We start from the raw sequence: 15,194 nt of genomic DNA on the forward strand, positions 1-15,194 counted from the left end.
ATAGGGTAAAGATTAGATTGCGCAGGCGGGAAAGAAGTTGTCTCGTATAAGATTTTCATTGATTTGTCTGATTTCTCCGCAACAGAACCCGTTCAAATGAGTAATAATCTGATAGAGAGAATGATGGACGCCCAACGAGGGCATTAAGAGCGACGGCAAAAAGCCGCCACGCCTTATGCCAGCCGATGGCCATCCGCTTTTGTTCTGGCGCTTCGCGCCAGTCCATCCCGCAACAAATTGGGTGCACAATCCTGATTATTCTGCTATCTTCGCGCTGAGTTATGGTCTTCCTCGTGATAAAGTTTTGTAGTGAAACTGCTTATCGGATTACAGTGACTCAACTTTAATTGCAACTAACCTATTTTCATCGTTCGTGTGCCCGCCCCGGGCATGGGGGTTTATAAATGTTTGAACTATTTACGATCGGCCATTCGACACATTCTCTGGAGCGGTTTTTCGATCTCTTGAAAACACATGACATTACAGCCATTTGTGATGTTCGCTCCAGCCCCTACAGCCGTTTTACGCCCCAGTTCAACCGCGAAGCGCTGAAAGGCGATCTGGCGAAACAACGCACCAGCTACATCTATTTGGGCGCTGAGCTGGGGCCGCGCAGCGATGATCCGGCCTGTTACGAAAAAGGAAAAGTTCAATACAAACGTCTGGCCGACAGGGAAATCTTTCAACAGGGACTTGCCCGTCTGCGCAAGGGGATGACGGCTCACCGCATTGCGCTGTTATGCGCCGAAAAAGACCCGCTCACATGTCATCGTATGCTGCTGATCTGCCGCTATTTACGCGCTGATGATGTTGTTATCAGTCATATTCTTGAGGACGGCGCCTTGGAGGATAATCGGGATACGGAAATGCGTCTGATGAGATTATTGAAAATTGATTCGGACGACCTTTTTTGCTCCAAAGAAGAGCTGATCGAACTTGCCTATAATCTCCAAAGTGAAAAAGTGGCCTATAGTCTGATTGAAGGAGCCTGAGATCATGAATAAAATAAAGGTATTCACCATTGGTTTCACCAAAAAGACGGCAGAGGAATTCTTTACAATTCTGAAGAAAGCGGGAGTCAAGCGGGTGATCGATATCCGGCTCAACAATGTCTCTCAACTGGCCGGGTTTGCCAAGCGGGATGATTTGCGCTATTTTCTGCGGGCGATCGGCGGAATTGATTATCTTCATCGCCCGGACCTGGCGCCGACGCAGTCAATATTGGACGCCTTTAAAAAGAACAAGGGAAGCTGGGTTGATTACGAGCGGGACTTCCAACAATTGCTTGTCGAAAGACAGGCAGAAATAAACATAACCCCGGAACTGCTGAATGAGGGCTGCCTCCTGTGCAGTGAGGATAAGCCCCTGCATTGCCATCGCCGGCTCGTCGCCGAGTATTTGCGTTCAAAATGGGGAAACGTGCGGATCATTCACCTATAACCCTTTCCCGGTCAATCCTGAATTATAAGGAATGACCGGGAAATTGTTTTTTACCCCCAGTAAACCAGATTGGTCTCCTGCTTGGCGGCCAGGTGCGGATGGTTCGGCAAGACGCGGATCCCGTAGGTGTGGGCGCCATTCTTTTTGACCCGATAGGAAATGAAGAATTTGAGAATGCCTTCGGAATCCTTGCCCTCCAGCGGCAACTGAACACATTCCGGCTGCCAGGCGGCGCCGGGATCACTCCTGCCAATTACCATCTCTACCAGAATCTCCTCCGGCGCCATCTTGCCGGGATCGATCCGGACGCTTACATCGAGGGGTTCCTCCACCCGGATGGTATCGCCCTGAATTCCCGCAACAACAACCTCAATAATGTGCAGCGAGGAGAAACGCATCGGCAATTTCTGCTTCCAATCGGCCAGTTCGCGGGCCATTTTGTAGTTGTCGAGATAGATGTCATGTTCACGCAGCGCCGTCGGCAGGTAGAGGTCGTGATAGTAATCTATCAGCATGCGGTTAGTATTAAACATAGGGATAAGAGTCTGCATGGAGCGCTTGACCATAGCGATCCATCGCTCCGGAAGACCGGATATTTCCCGTTCATAGAACATGGGAACCACCGAGTTTTCCAGCAGCGAATAGAGCGACTCGCTGTCCTCCTGATCGGGGTTTCCGGTTTCATCCCGGGACCCATTGACGACGGGGCCGATTGTCCAGCCGTTGGTCCCGTCGTAGCCCTCAACCCACCAACCATCGGAGATGCTGAGGTTAAGAACGCCATTGGCAACCACCTTCTCGCCGCTGGTACCGGAGGCCTCCATTGGGCGGCGGGGATTGTTCAGCCAGACGTCCACCCCCTGAACGAGCTGCCTGGCAACCCCAATGCCGTAACCCTCCACAAAAAATATCCTTCCCCGGAAGCGGGGATCCTTGCAGACGCCTATTACCTTTTTGATCAGTTCTTTTCCCATGTCATCCATCGGGTGAGATTTTCCGGAAAACACTATTTGCACCGGCCGGGTAGGGTGGTTCAAGATTCGGTCGAGCCGATCGAGGTCGGAAAGGATCATATCCGCCCGCTTGTAAGGTGCGAAGCGGCGGGCAAACCCTATTGTCAGCGTCGTCGGATTCAGTCTGGAGAAAAGCTCTTCCTGCCATGTTTTTGTATAGCCGTATTTGCTCCAGTTACGGGCAATTTCATCCCTGAGGAAATAGACCAGTTTCTGCCTTAGTTCGTATCTGGCCCGCCACAGGATGTTGTCGGGAATTTCCTGCACCCGCGCCCAGTATTCCGGATCGGACAGGTGCTTTTCCCAGTCCATGCCGAGGAAGGTGTTGAACACCGTTTTCATCCGCGGGGCGATATAGGAAAGGGTATGGGCGCCGTTGGTAACATGGGTGATCGGGATGTCCGATTCATCGAAACCCTTCCACACATCGCGCCACATCCTCCGGGAGACCTCTTCGTGCAGTTTGCTTACGGCGTTGCTTTTGTGTGCCATATTCAGCGCCAGGATCGTCATGAAGAAGGGCTTGCCTTCCCCCGCTTCCCTACGTCCCAACTGCCAGAACTGCGACCAGGAAATCCCGGTGCGTTTCACGAAATTGGCAAAATAGTGTTCGAGCAATTCCTGGTTGAACCGTTCATTCCCGGCCTCCACCGGGGTGTGCGTGGTAAATACGATCGCGCCGCGGACGATCTCGAGCGCCTCGTAGAAGGACAGTTTTTCTTCAGTCATCAAAGATGCAATCCTCTCAAAGACGAGAAATGCCGAGTGTCCTTCGTTGATATGGTAAACGCGGGGACGAATCCCAAGCTTTTTGAGCAGCTTTACCCCACCCATCCCGAGGAGTATTTCCTGCTCTATCCGGACCCGGGTGTCAGAGCAGTACAGTCTTTCGGTGATATTCCGATCCTGGGGGGTGTTTCTGGGGATATCGGTGTCCAGCAGATAAAGCTGTGTACGACCGACATGAACCTGCCAGATGTTGGCAAAAAGAGTTCGCCCCGGGAATTCCATAGATATCTGAACCGCATTGCCACGGTCGTCCTGGACAATTTCGAGGGGCATGCTGGAAAAATCGTTTTGGGGATATTCCTCTTTCTGGGCGCCGTTTTTATCGATGATCTGTTTAAAAAAACCGCTCTTGTAGAGAAGACCGACGCCGACCAAGGGCATGTTGAGGTCGCTCGCCGTCTTCAGGTGATCGCCGGAAAGTGTTCCCAAGCCGCCGGAATATATCGGCAGCGATTCATGCAAGCCGTATTCGGCGCTGAAGTAGGCAACGGGCGACAGCCGTTTGAGCCCTTCGTGCTGCTCGAGCAGAGGATGCAGACTTTTATCGTCCATGTAGTCGTCAAATTGTTTCAAAATATGGGTGTAGAGGTTCAGATAGCTTGTGTTTTCAGAAGCTTCGAGGAGACGTCCGGAAGAGACGGTCTCCAGTATGCGCACGGGATTGTTGCCCATCCCTTCCCATAGTTTGGGGTCCAGCGCCGAAAAGAGTTCGAGGGCGCGCGGGTTCCAGGACCACCAGAGATTATAGGAAAGCTCCCGGAGCCTCGCTATCTTCAGCGGAAGATTGGCCACTGCTGTAAAGGTGCGGAAGTGTGGAGAAACCGAAGCGGTCCCGGCAAACGTATGCTTCATCCCTGCCAGCAGTTCGTCGTCTTTGAGCGCCTCTGTGCGAACCTGAGATACGGAGAGGGCAAGCTGAAACGCCTGGGAATAATAGCTGAAAAAATCATTCCAGTTTGCCTTGGCCGCCACGAATCGCGCCCCAACGCGCATCTCGTGCAGTTCCTCGTTTGTCAGTCCGACAAATTTCCTCAGTATTTCGTGGAGATCGTCTTCTATTACGGCATCCGGCTGCCCCATTCTGTTGAGGATAATGATTCCCTTGTTGCCGTTCAGGAATTGTCGCGCCCAAAGTCCGAAGCCGGCCTGATCCGTAGTGATTGTAGGAACCGCGTAGGCCGCGCTTTCGAGCGGCGTGTATCCCCAGGGCTCATAGTTGGAGGTGAAAACCCCCAGATCGCAGCCGGACAGCGCTTCGTAATAGGACATGTTTATCAGGCCATCGTGACCGTTCAAATAGGCCGGAACATAGATTGTCTGAACCCTGTTCTGGGGAAAGTTTCGCAGGCCGAGGCGCTCGCATGTCTGCAGAATGGGATCGGAGGCTTCGTTCTGCATGCGATGGGTGGAGATGGGGGGATTGTTCGGATCAGGTTTGACATCGTCGTTTTTCAGGGAAGGGATCAGATCCGTGTAGCCGCCGAGGACGAAAATAAAGACAAGGATGGTGTTATCCTCGGTGAGTTCCTTGTTCAGGCGGCCGAGCGCCGCAAGCAGGATATCAATCCCCTTATTATGGAATTCCCCGCGCCCTGACGTCAGGATAATTCTCGTATTTTCCGGTAAATCCCTGTTCATAAAGCGGCTCGCGGCGGCAAGAAGCTTTTTGCGGGAGAAAAGCGCGGCGGCATTGTCTGCGACAAGGTCAGGGATACTGGCGATATCGAGACCGTTCGGGGTAATCAGATCGGGGGCGCGACCGAGAAAGTTTTTGGCTTCCAAAGCAGTTATTTCGCTTACCGTGGTGAAACAGTCGGCTTCCCGGGCCGAGGCGGTTTCCATTGAACACTTGGCGGTAATATTGTGGGCGCTTGCCTCCTGCTGCGGAGATATATGGTCCATCGAAGAATAGATGTCAACGCCTGACGAGGCGAGCGTTCGTCCCAGCATCGTGGCATGGGTTGTAAAGACGGTTCCGATTTCCGGCGCCTGTTTCTTCAGGCCGAGCAGACCCGCCCCGGTCATCCATTCGTGGAACTGGGCGACGCTTTTCATCTGCTGGGGGCGAACAAGCAGATTATGGATAGTCTCGATCACCTCGCTTGCCGCATAACTGAACATGACCGGCTCCACATAGTCCCACCCGCCGGCTATGGAATCTACCCCATAATCCTCCCAGAGCTTAAAGAGGAGCTGATGCTTGTCGTATTTTTCACCGAACCCCACCAGAATAGCCTTTGGTCTGCCCGGTACATTCCAGCGGCCGAAGCGGCAGGGTATCTCCTTGATGGCCACCCCTTCCCGAATGTCGTTCCAGATATCCTCGTCCGTTTCCTCGAATTCCGCGTTTGTCTTTAAATCAGGGCCAAGGACAAAATATCGCTCGCCGAATACTCGCGAGACCTCGGGAAGTTTGCTTGTTATAACCGTATAGATGCCGCCGACCTTGTTGCAAACCTCCCAGCTTACTTCAAATAGAAAGTGTTCCCGTTCCTGCGTCATGACAACTCTCCTTCATTATTAATTTCGTATTGACAATCTTGTCGCGGCGGCGCTCCCTGCACAAGATTTTGAATTAATTGATCGTAAACAGATCAATCCCTTATAAGCAGTGAGTACAGCCTTGTCAATTCGGCAACGCTCCAGGCCTGGGCGATGCAGCCGCCGGGATTGTGAGGTTCGCTTCCGTCAAATACCTCGGAAATGCTGCCTATTCCCGCCTCCGACAGATGTTTTTTGAGAAATGCGCGCAAATATTTCTTAAGGTTTTTCCTTTCCTGTTCCTTGTCAGCGGCGGCCGTAAGCGCCGCCTGCCCGAAGGCGCCGAGCAGCCATGGCCAGACGGTCCCCTGATGATAGGCGCTATCCCGTTCGGCGGGATTTCCGATATAGAGCCCGCGATATTCAGGGTCAGAGGGGGAGAGGGTACGTAAACCGAAGGGCGTCAGAAGATGCTCTCTTGCGGCCTGTACAACGGCTTTCTGTTCCTCATCGTCGAGCGGGGAAAAGGGCAGCGAAACGGCAAAAAGCTGATTGGGACGGATGGAACGATCCAGAATCCCGTCATTCCACACATCGCCGAGACAGTTATCCTCACGGTTCCAAAATGTTTCCTGAAAAGCTGTCCGCAGATGCGGGATAAAGCCGGGGTCAACAAGCTCGGACTCGCCGAATTGGGCGGCCAGCTCCCGGGAAAAACAGAGGGCATTGTACCAGAGGGCGTTTATCTCGACAGGACACCCGTGGCGGGAGGTGACGGGTTTGTTATTGACCATGGCATCCATCCAGGTAAGCGCGGTCCCCGGATTGCCGGCATGAAGCAGTCCGGAATTATCAATCCCGGTTTCGAATCTGGTCCCGGCGAGAAAGGAACGGATGATCCGTTTCATTACCGGCCAGAAGTGGTTGCGGATCAGCTCCGTGTCGCTCGTCGCCTGAAGCAGCTCCTGAACGGTCCAGAAATACCACAGGGAGCTGTCCACGGTGTTGTAAGCATCAGGAGTCCCGGCTGCGGTGAAAAAATTGGGGAAGAGGCCATCCTTTTCGTGCAGGCTGATCTCCTTGAGCACTTCGATTCCTTCCGGCAATCGCCCGGCGTGAAAGCAAAGTCCCGGGAGTGATATAAGCGTGTCTCTGCCCCAACTGTCAAACCATGGATATCCGGCAATGATTGCGGACTTCCCGGACGGGGTTTTGATTAGAAACTGTCGTCCGGCCTGGAGCAAGGACAGATAGAGTTTCCCGTCCTCCTCATCCAGACCGGCGGCGTACTTTTTATCGATTGTTCTTTCACGCCCGCGTCGCACCGTTTCGGTCTGCCATATCGCCGGAGAATTCTTCAGTGATTTATCGAGAGAAACGGAAAGGATGACGGTGCATTTTCTTTCCACGGGGATATCAATGATGCCGGGCATAAAGAGGTCCTCTTCTCCGGCGAAACCGCGGTTTATCTCCTCTGTGTATTGAAAGCGTTTATACCATGCCCCCACGGGGATGAACCCTGACCCACGTGATGTCTGAAAGACAATCGCCGGCATTCCCTCGTAGGGTGATAAACTAAAACCGTTTGTCAACATTTCCAACCTGTTTTGGAGATATCCATTTTCATTAGACAATTCGTGATAGCCGCGGAAGGCAAGGAGCGGTTTCAGTCGTAAAATACCCCCCCGGGGACATTTGTCAACATCGTAACGGACAAGCAGGACGGATTTTCCCGCCGGCAATAATAGCGATTTCTTAATGGTTAGGGCGCCGATCCGGTAGGTGAAACTGGGAAAATGATCGAAGGTAAAATCGGCAAGCGGCGTGTGTTCAGGCGGAAAAATAAGTCCCGGATAGAGGTGGGAAGTGAAAAAATGCTCTTTCTGGCCGTTGATTAATGAATCCTCTAACTTAGACAGCAGAACGTAACGCCCTGCCGGCTTTTGGAGAGTGGCGACAAAGAACCCGTGATATTTACGCGTGTGCCGATTTTCGAGCGTACTGGCCGCATATCCCCCCCGGCCATCTGTTTCCAGCCATTCCCGGGAAATGGACAAATCATGAAATCCTGCGAGATCGATTTTTATCATGATAAAGCCTCCTTAGTTTAATCAATCTCCTAAACAACAGATAGTCTTATGATGCCTCGAAGCAGCGCAACTCGCAATGATTAAAAACGCACGCGCTATGCGCTATGTATGTACGCTTCTTTATTATTATATGCAAACAAAGCAATGAGGATTCGGTAACGTAAATCAGCTATGGCATATTGACTATTTCAACGTCCGCAGGCGGCGTAAAGGTGAAAAAAGAACTGGAAACGCCTGTATTAGTTTGAATATTTGTGAAGTTGAGGCGGGTGGTATTGCCATATTCATCATCGAAACGGCATTGAATGATCTGAAAGGTTTTTTTGTCGATCGTCAAATCAATGCGGTCAATGCCGTTTCCCTTTTCTTTCGCCGTTAACTTTAGAAGATAATTGCCGTTTATGTCGGCATGTCCGTCCTTGGGAAAACGAACGGAAAAGTCTTCAGAGAGCTTCCCGATTCCCGACAGGAATTTTACAGCGAGTCGTGATCGGTAAACGTCATCGGCGCTCTGGAGGTACACCATCCGATCCTCGGCGACATAAAGCCATGCTTTTCTGGAGTTTATGATCAGCTTCTTTACTTTTGGCTTAGTATAATCCCAATACATCATTTTCGGGTTCTTAATCCAGACTGTTCCCTCTTCACGATCCGTCTTTTTCATGGATTTGATGGTTACTTCCTGAATAAAATGAGCCTTCAAATCGCCTGTCTTTTCGTAAACATCCTGAGTCCGGGCGGTCAGTTCTTCGACAGTGCGAAATTCCGCGTGACCCAAAGAGGGCTGCCCCAACCATAAAACAGTTAGTAAAATACCTATAAATAAAAGGGTACTGTGCTTGAAAGGGCGAGTCCCGGGGACGAACGACCATGTCGGCCAGTATCCACGGAACAACCCTTTGGGCACTCGCAGTCTGCCGGGTCTGAAAGGAGGCTCATAACTATCAGGGATAGTGCTGTAATTTTCCAACATATTGTTATTACTTAGCATATTTATTGCCTAAACCTTATGCAAACCGGTAAAAAATTGTAACATTTGAATGGTTGCGATAGTTATCAACACTTTTATCAACAACCCTTTCCACACTGCTGTTGATTCATGCGGAAGCTCCCCGTAAGGGGTTTGTTTTGAGCTTTCTTAGTTAAGCCAATATCTTAATGCGCCAACCAAAGGGATCGTCTTTTTTCCCATACTGGATATTGAGAATATCGTTATACAACCGGGTGGTCAGTTTACCAATTTTTCCACCGGCAATGGCGTACTCCCTGTTTCGGTAGTAAATCCAACCGACAGGGGAAACAACAGCCGCTGTTCCCGAGGCAAAGGCCTCCTGCAACTTGCCGTTATTGATTGCGTTTATTATTTCATCCATCGAGAGCCGTCTCTCGGAAACCTTTATTCCCCAGCTTTTGGCAAGCTGGAGCACTGAGTTTCTGGTAACGCCGGGGAGGATGCTTCCCGAAAGGGGAGGGGTTATCAATTCGTTCTCGATTATGAAGAAAATATTGCTTGTCCCAACTTCCTCAACATACTTTCGTTCGATTGCATCGAGCCAGAGCACCTGCGTATATCCCATTTTTTTTGCGATTTCCCCTGCGTAGAGGCTGGCTGCGTAATTCCCCGCCGCTTTGCAGTTGCCGATCCCGCCGGGGGCCGAACGAATGTAATCCTCGGTGACGAAGATCTTCGTCGGGCTGAAGCCCTCGGCATAATAGGCCCCGACGGGACTCATGATAATGAAGAACAGATACTCGTTTGCCGGATGCACCCCCAGGGCTTGTTCGGTGGCAATCATGGTTGGCCGTATATACAACGAGGACCCTTCCGTACGAGGTATCCAGTCTTTATCCGCCGCCAGCAGCTTTTCCAGCGCTTCCATAAAAAGAGGCTCCTCAATCCTCGGCATGCAGAGTCTCTCCGCCGAGTTGTTCATCCGTTTTATGTTTTCCGATGGCCGAAAAAGGAAAACGCCGCCATTTTCTCCCCGATAGGCCTTCATTCCCTCGAAAATCTCCTGGCCATAATGCAGGCACATGGCTGTCGGGTCAAGTTGAAGCGGACGATACGGCTCGACTGCGCCATCGTGCCAGCCGCGGCCGCTGCTCCAGGTCATTGTAAAAAAATGATCGGTAAATATCTTGCCAAATCCCAACTTCGATTCGTCTTGCGGTTTGGCCTTTCTTTTTTCGGGCGCAGACTCAATAACCTTGATTTCCATTAACAGTCTCCTTTAGATTCAGTTTTTGTTTATTATAAGCTTTTTCTAAACCCTTACCACTAAATCAGATGGCGATCAAGACTTCTATACTGGATAGCCTCGGCAATATGGGAGGAGGTTAGACAATCGCTGTTGTCAAGATCAGCAATAGTTCTGGCTACCTTCAGTATCCTGGTGTAGGCGCGGGCGCTCAATCCCAGCTTGTCGATCGCCATCTCGATAAGTTTATGAGATTCATCGTCAATCAGGCAAAAAGCGCGAATCTGGGCTTCGCTCATCCGGGCGTTGCAGATGGTTTCATCCCCGCTGAAACGCTTTTGTTGAATCGCACGGGCATTTTCTATGCGGTTTTTGATTGCCGACGAGGCTTCTCCCGCTCCCCGCGCCGTCAAATCGCGATAGCGGACGGAGGGCACCTCAATATGGATGTCGATCCGATCGAGAAGGGGGCCCGAGATTCGTCCCTGATACTGGCGAATCTGCTGCGGAGTGCAATGACAGCGGTTGCTGCTGTCGCCGTAATAACCGCAGGGACAGGGATTCATCGACGCAACCAGCGCGAAGCGGGCAGGGTAGGTTGCCGTTTGCGCTGAACGCGTTATGGTTATTTTGCCGTCCTCCAGGGGTTGGCGCAGCGTCTCCAGAACGTTTTTTCGGAACTCCGGCAGTTCGTCGAGAAAAAGGACTCCATGATGCGCCAGACTTATTTCCCCCGGTCGCGGGATATGGCCTCCGCCGACCAATCCTGCGTCGGAGATGGTATGATGCACTGCGCGAAAGGGCCTCGTTGCGATCAGCGCCTCTTTGCGGTCCAATATTCCCGCCACGGAATAGATTTGCGTTGTTTCTATGGCCTCACTCAAGGAAAAGTCCGGAATTATCGTAACGATTCTCTGAGCGAGCATACTTTTTCCCGAACCGGGCGGACCGATCATCAGGATGTTATGCCCGCCCGCAGTGGCAACCTCGATTGCCCGTTTGGCCTGTTCCTGTCCTTTAATATCACTGAAATCAAATGGATAGTCGCGGTTTTGCCGGAAGAGCGCCTCGATATCGACGTGGAATGGATTGATTTCCCGGCGCTCTCCAAAAAATTCGACAACGTCGGAGAGGTGATCCACCGGAATGACATCGATTCCTTCGACCAACGCCGCTTCGCTGGCGTTTTCTTTCGGGAGGACTATGCCCCGTATGCCGAGAGAGCGGGCCGTAAAGGCAGAGGAAAGTGCCCCATGCACACCTTTGACGCTGCCGTCGAGGGAAAGCTCGCCGATAAGAAGATACTGCGTTAGCGGCCCCAGGGAAACCATCCCCTGCGCGGCCAGTATCGCCATCGCGATCGGCAGGTCGAAAGAGGTGCCCTCTTTTTTTATGTCAGCAGGGGCGAGATTGATGGTGACATGATGAGTCGGGAATTTATAGCCGGAATTGTTGATCGCGGCCTTGATGCGATCCTTGCTTTCCCGTACCGAGGCATCGGGCAGGCCGACAGTGGAAAACTGGGGGAGGCCGGCAGTTATATCTACCTCAACTTCAACGGGGAAGGAATCAATTCCGATGATTGCGGAACTCAATGTTTTGACGATCATGCAAATTTCCTGTTGGCGGGTCAGATGGAAAGTGCAGAATTATACGCGTTTTTGCATCAGGCGATCTTCCAGTTCCCCTATGTATGCGGCCAGGGTATTTCCCGCCTGCTCTACTGCGGTGCGCAGATCATGATCAAGTTGAGTCAAACGTTTTTGCAATGCCTCTTCCGAAGCAACGGTTTTCCCCTCCATTTTTGATAATTCAGTCTGCAGAAATTCTTGCAGCCCGGTGAGCCTTGATGCTTCCGCCTTTTCGGCCAGTTCGCGCAGGGAGTTCAAGTCTTTATTGAAACGCCTTGATTCTGACAGTTGGGCAGATTGGAGGTAGGCGATATAGATTAAAAACAACAGGGAGATCAGCGCAATGAAGCCAAGCATGATCAATCCCAGCGGCGCATTGATCGATGTAACCAGAAGCCACAGGCTGGTTGGGGCCATAAACGAATTCCAGTTGACGATGGCAAACACGGCCAAAACCGCAAAAACAAGCATTAAGGCAAATGTTTTTATAGCCATAGCTTTTATCCTTTCTTAATGATGAAAAATATATCTCGGGGGAGATAAAGCGTGCCGCAGAAAGGCATCAAATACAGGACGTCGGATTCTTCTGTGCGTGCGCATGATAAAGTCAAGAAAACTGGGCAGGGCAATTATACCGGCAGGCTTATTGTTCCAGATACAGAAACTTTGAAACAATAAGCCTGCTGAATTCAAACAGCTATTTCCCGGTTACGTCAACTTCCTTACCCCACCAATTTCCGGCCTTTGATTCCTGAGCATCCTTTTTATCCGCACTGGGATAACCGGAAATGCTGAATTTCAAATGTTCCCAGTCTTTGTACATAGTGCTGTGTTCGTAGAAGCCCGATTCTCTTGCGGCGGCACCGCACCCGGCGAGAAAAAGCGCTGCCATGACGACCAAAAATAATTTCTTCATGCAATCCTCCTTTGTTAGATGACATTAATAACGTTTTAAATTTCGAGGTAATTGCAAAACTCCCCATTCTTGTCTGTCATTCCCGCAACGATTCTGAGCGGGAATCTGGTTCTAACTGCTTGAAAAACCATATTATGAACATTAAGCTTCGCTTTCCCGATAGAGACATTATGAACATTAAGCTTCGCTTTCGGGAATGACAAATGGTTTTGCATTTGCCTCTTCCTCTTACATAAAAATACAGTGAATGTCAAAAGATTATTGATTTCAGGGGCGGCGCCGGCTGGGAAGGAAATTTTATCAGCTTTGCCGGTTGAATCTGCTGATGATTTCTGATAGATATGATTGAAGTCTTAAGAAACCGACAAACCCGTCTTGCAGCAGCACTGAGGTTTACTAACAGCAATTCGCCACCAACAGGGCATTCATGCCCGCAGGGAGACATTTCTGGTGCGTATTCTAATTTTTACAGATCTTGACGGAAGCCTCCTTAATCATGACGATTATTCGTATGAGGCAGCGCTGCCGGCTTTGGAAAAAATCAAAGCGGCGAATATTCCGTTGATTATTGTGACCAGTAAAACCAGAGGCGAAGTGGAACCCCTGCAAAGAGAGCTGGATATTTCCGCCCCCTTTATCGTTGAGAATGGCGGCGGAATTTTTTTCCCGGAATCGCCGGAGCTGAAAAATCCGGTGGATGGTGAAAAGGTTGAGAAATATACTGTTCTCGGTTTAGGCGCAACTTATCGCGATATCCGAAAGTTTTTCGCCAAAGTGGCTTCCCGTTTTTCGATCAGGGGCTTCGGCGACATGACAGCCGCCGAGATTGCCAATTTGACCGGCCTGCCGGAGATCGACGTCGAGCTGGCCAGACGCAGGGAATTTACTGAGCCTTTTTTAGCGGAAAATGAATTAGATATCGGTAAGATAGAAAAGTTAGCACTTTTGGAGGGGTTAAAAATAACTAAGGGCGGTCGTTTTTTTCATTTAATCGGCCTTGGGCAGGACAAAGGCATCGCTGTGAAAAAAGTGATCGACATCTATCGTAACAATGGAAATCAAGAGACGCTTGTGACGATCGGGATTGGCGACAGTGAAAACGATCTGCCGATGCTCCAGCAGGTTGATATCCCGGTCTTGATTCCCCGTCCGCAGCGGGGTTTTCTCCATCTTGAATTGCCGAGGCTTGTTCGTGCAAGAGAAGAAGGTTGCCTCGGTTGGAACAGCGCGGTCGGATGTATTCTGGATAATCTCGCTGGCGGCTATTTACCGGATAAAGTAATTCCCTGCCCGTGAAGGGAAAAGTCATCCGCTTTTCCAGTTTACTTAAACACCGAAGAGCACTGTACGCATCGGGTAGAAAAGCTTTTCGTAACTGCTTACATTTATTTGTGTAAATATTAATTAGAGGAGGCACGACAATGAGCGATTTTTCTCAGAACGGTGTTATTACGACACTGCAGAAACTTGGGACGAAATCGGTAGCCAAGATCGATTTCGAACTGAAGAAAGTGTCAGTTGAACGAAAAATGGTTCTTTTGCTGCCGGCCCTTTTTTCGGAATTTGAAGGGCCGGCGATGCCCAGAATAATCGAGGAACTCAAGGGAATAGACTATCTCTACCGGATCGTTTTATCGCTTGACAGGGCTGACGACGCGCAGTTTTTGCGTGCAAAAGAAATGATGAAGTCCCTGCCTGCCGCTGTGCGGGTTGTCTGGCATGATGGTCCCAGGATGCAGCAACTGCTTAAGGAACTGGAGAAGGCAGATTTCTACATGGAAACTCCCGGCAAGGGCCGTTCGGTATGGATGTCGATCGGCTATATCCTTGCTCAAAGCAATGTTTACGCGATTGCCCTGCATGATTGCGATATAGTAAACTATCAGCGGGAAATAGTTTCGCGGCTGCTCTATCCGGTCGTGCATCCCGGTCTGGATTTCGAGTTCAGCAAGGGGTATTATGCCCGGGTGACCGAGCGGCTTTACGGAAGGGTTACGAGACTATTTTACACGCCGTTGATTCAGACGCTTAAAAGGATTCTTGGATACAACGCCTTTATCGAATATCTGGGCAATTTCCGCTACGCCCTTTCCGGTGAGTTTGCCTTTGACACCCATCTGGCAAAAGGTCTCCGCATATCCCCGACCTGGGGGCTGGAGGTTTCGATGCTAAGCGAGGTTTATCAGAAGACCTCCGTTAATCGGATCTGCCAGGTGGAAGTCATTGAATCCTACGAACACAAACACCAATTACTTGATAAGAAACACACTAAACAGGGACTTATCAGAATGGCGACCGAGATTGGCCATGCCCTGTTTCGGGTTTTAAGCGAGGATGGTCTGGTTATGAGCGAGGCTTTTTTCCGGACCCTTATTACCGCCTATATTCAGGAATCCCGGAAAGCGATCGAAAAGTACAATGCGCTGGCTTTGCTAAACGGTCTTGACTATGACCGGCATCAGGAAGTTGAAGCGGTAGATGCCTTCGTTATTTCACTGAAAATAGCGGTTGATGAATTCATCAAGGACCCCGTCGGCTGTCCCATGCTTGCGGCCTGGAAACGCATCTGGGCGGCATTTCCGGATTTTTCCGAAAGGCTCTATGATGCGGTCGAGGAGGACAACCGGTAGTTGACG

At 50.6% G+C, this 15,194-nt stretch carries 11 protein-coding genes; 4 read left to right on the forward strand and 7 right to left on the reverse strand.

Annotated elements, in window-relative coordinates; translation table 11 throughout:
* Positions 1 to 404: 404 nt before the first annotated feature.
* Both M0P74_09200 and M0P74_09205 read left to right on the forward strand, forming a co-directional pair.
* A complete protein-coding gene (locus M0P74_09200) occupies positions 405 to 992 on the forward strand; it encodes a DUF488 domain-containing protein (protein MCK9363755.1) in 588 nt (195 codons plus the stop codon).
* A gap of 4 nt (positions 993 to 996) precedes the next feature.
* Complete coding sequence (locus tag M0P74_09205; protein ID MCK9363756.1) at positions 997 to 1,440, forward strand: DUF488 domain-containing protein; 444 nt, start codon at positions 997 to 999, stop codon at positions 1,438 to 1,440.
* A gap of 50 nt (positions 1,441 to 1,490) precedes the next feature.
* Here the strand turns inward: M0P74_09205 and glgP are convergent, their stop codons facing one another.
* The 7 genes from glgP to M0P74_09240 form a co-directional block, all read right to left on the reverse strand.
* Positions 1,491 to 5,744 (reverse strand): alpha-glucan family phosphorylase, encoded by a 4,254-nt coding sequence (glgP, locus tag M0P74_09210; GenBank protein ID MCK9363757.1) that lies wholly within the window; start codon positions 5,742 to 5,744, stop codon positions 1,491 to 1,493.
* A 92-nt stretch (positions 5,745 to 5,836) separates the two neighbouring features.
* Complete coding sequence (locus M0P74_09215; GenBank protein ID MCK9363758.1) at positions 5,837 to 7,813, reverse strand: amylo-alpha-1,6-glucosidase; 1,977 nt, start codon at positions 7,811 to 7,813, stop codon at positions 5,837 to 5,839.
* 169 nt (positions 7,814 to 7,982) lie between these two features.
* Positions 7,983 to 8,591, reverse strand: a complete 609-nt coding sequence (locus tag M0P74_09220) for an outer membrane lipoprotein carrier protein LolA (GenBank protein ID MCK9363759.1) — start codon at positions 8,589 to 8,591, stop codon at positions 7,983 to 7,985.
* A gap of 364 nt (positions 8,592 to 8,955) precedes the next feature.
* Positions 8,956 to 10,032 (reverse strand): branched-chain amino acid aminotransferase, encoded by a 1,077-nt coding sequence (locus tag M0P74_09225; protein MCK9363760.1) that lies wholly within the window; start codon positions 10,030 to 10,032, stop codon positions 8,956 to 8,958.
* Between the two features lie 59 nt (positions 10,033 to 10,091).
* Positions 10,092 to 11,621 (reverse strand): YifB family Mg chelatase-like AAA ATPase, encoded by a 1,530-nt coding sequence (locus tag M0P74_09230; GenBank protein ID MCK9363761.1) that lies wholly within the window; start codon positions 11,619 to 11,621, stop codon positions 10,092 to 10,094.
* A 39-nt stretch (positions 11,622 to 11,660) separates the two neighbouring features.
* Positions 11,661 to 12,089, reverse strand: a complete 429-nt coding sequence (locus tag M0P74_09235; protein ID MCK9363762.1) for a hypothetical protein — start codon at positions 12,087 to 12,089, stop codon at positions 11,661 to 11,663.
* Positions 12,090 to 12,339: 250 nt separating this feature from the next.
* Positions 12,340 to 12,558: a hypothetical protein gene (locus M0P74_09240; protein MCK9363763.1), complete on the reverse strand. Its 219-nt coding sequence runs from the start codon at positions 12,556 to 12,558 to the stop codon at positions 12,340 to 12,342.
* 450 nt (positions 12,559 to 13,008) lie between these two features.
* On the opposite strand from M0P74_09240, the gene M0P74_09245 reads away from it, so the two are divergent.
* Both M0P74_09245 and M0P74_09250 read left to right on the forward strand, forming a co-directional pair.
* On the forward strand, positions 13,009 to 13,854 hold the full coding sequence (locus M0P74_09245) for an HAD-IIB family hydrolase (GenBank protein ID MCK9363764.1): 846 nt from the start codon (positions 13,009 to 13,011) through the stop codon (positions 13,852 to 13,854).
* Between the two features lie 125 nt (positions 13,855 to 13,979).
* Positions 13,980 to 15,188, forward strand: a complete 1,209-nt coding sequence (locus tag M0P74_09250; GenBank protein ID MCK9363765.1) for a glycosyl transferase — start codon at positions 13,980 to 13,982, stop codon at positions 15,186 to 15,188.
* The last annotated feature ends 6 nt before the right edge of the window (positions 15,189 to 15,194 follow it).

The sequence above is a fragment of the Syntrophales bacterium genome, from assembly GCA_023229765.1.
Lineage (GTDB): Bacteria > Desulfobacterota > Syntrophia > Syntrophales > UBA5619 > DYTH01.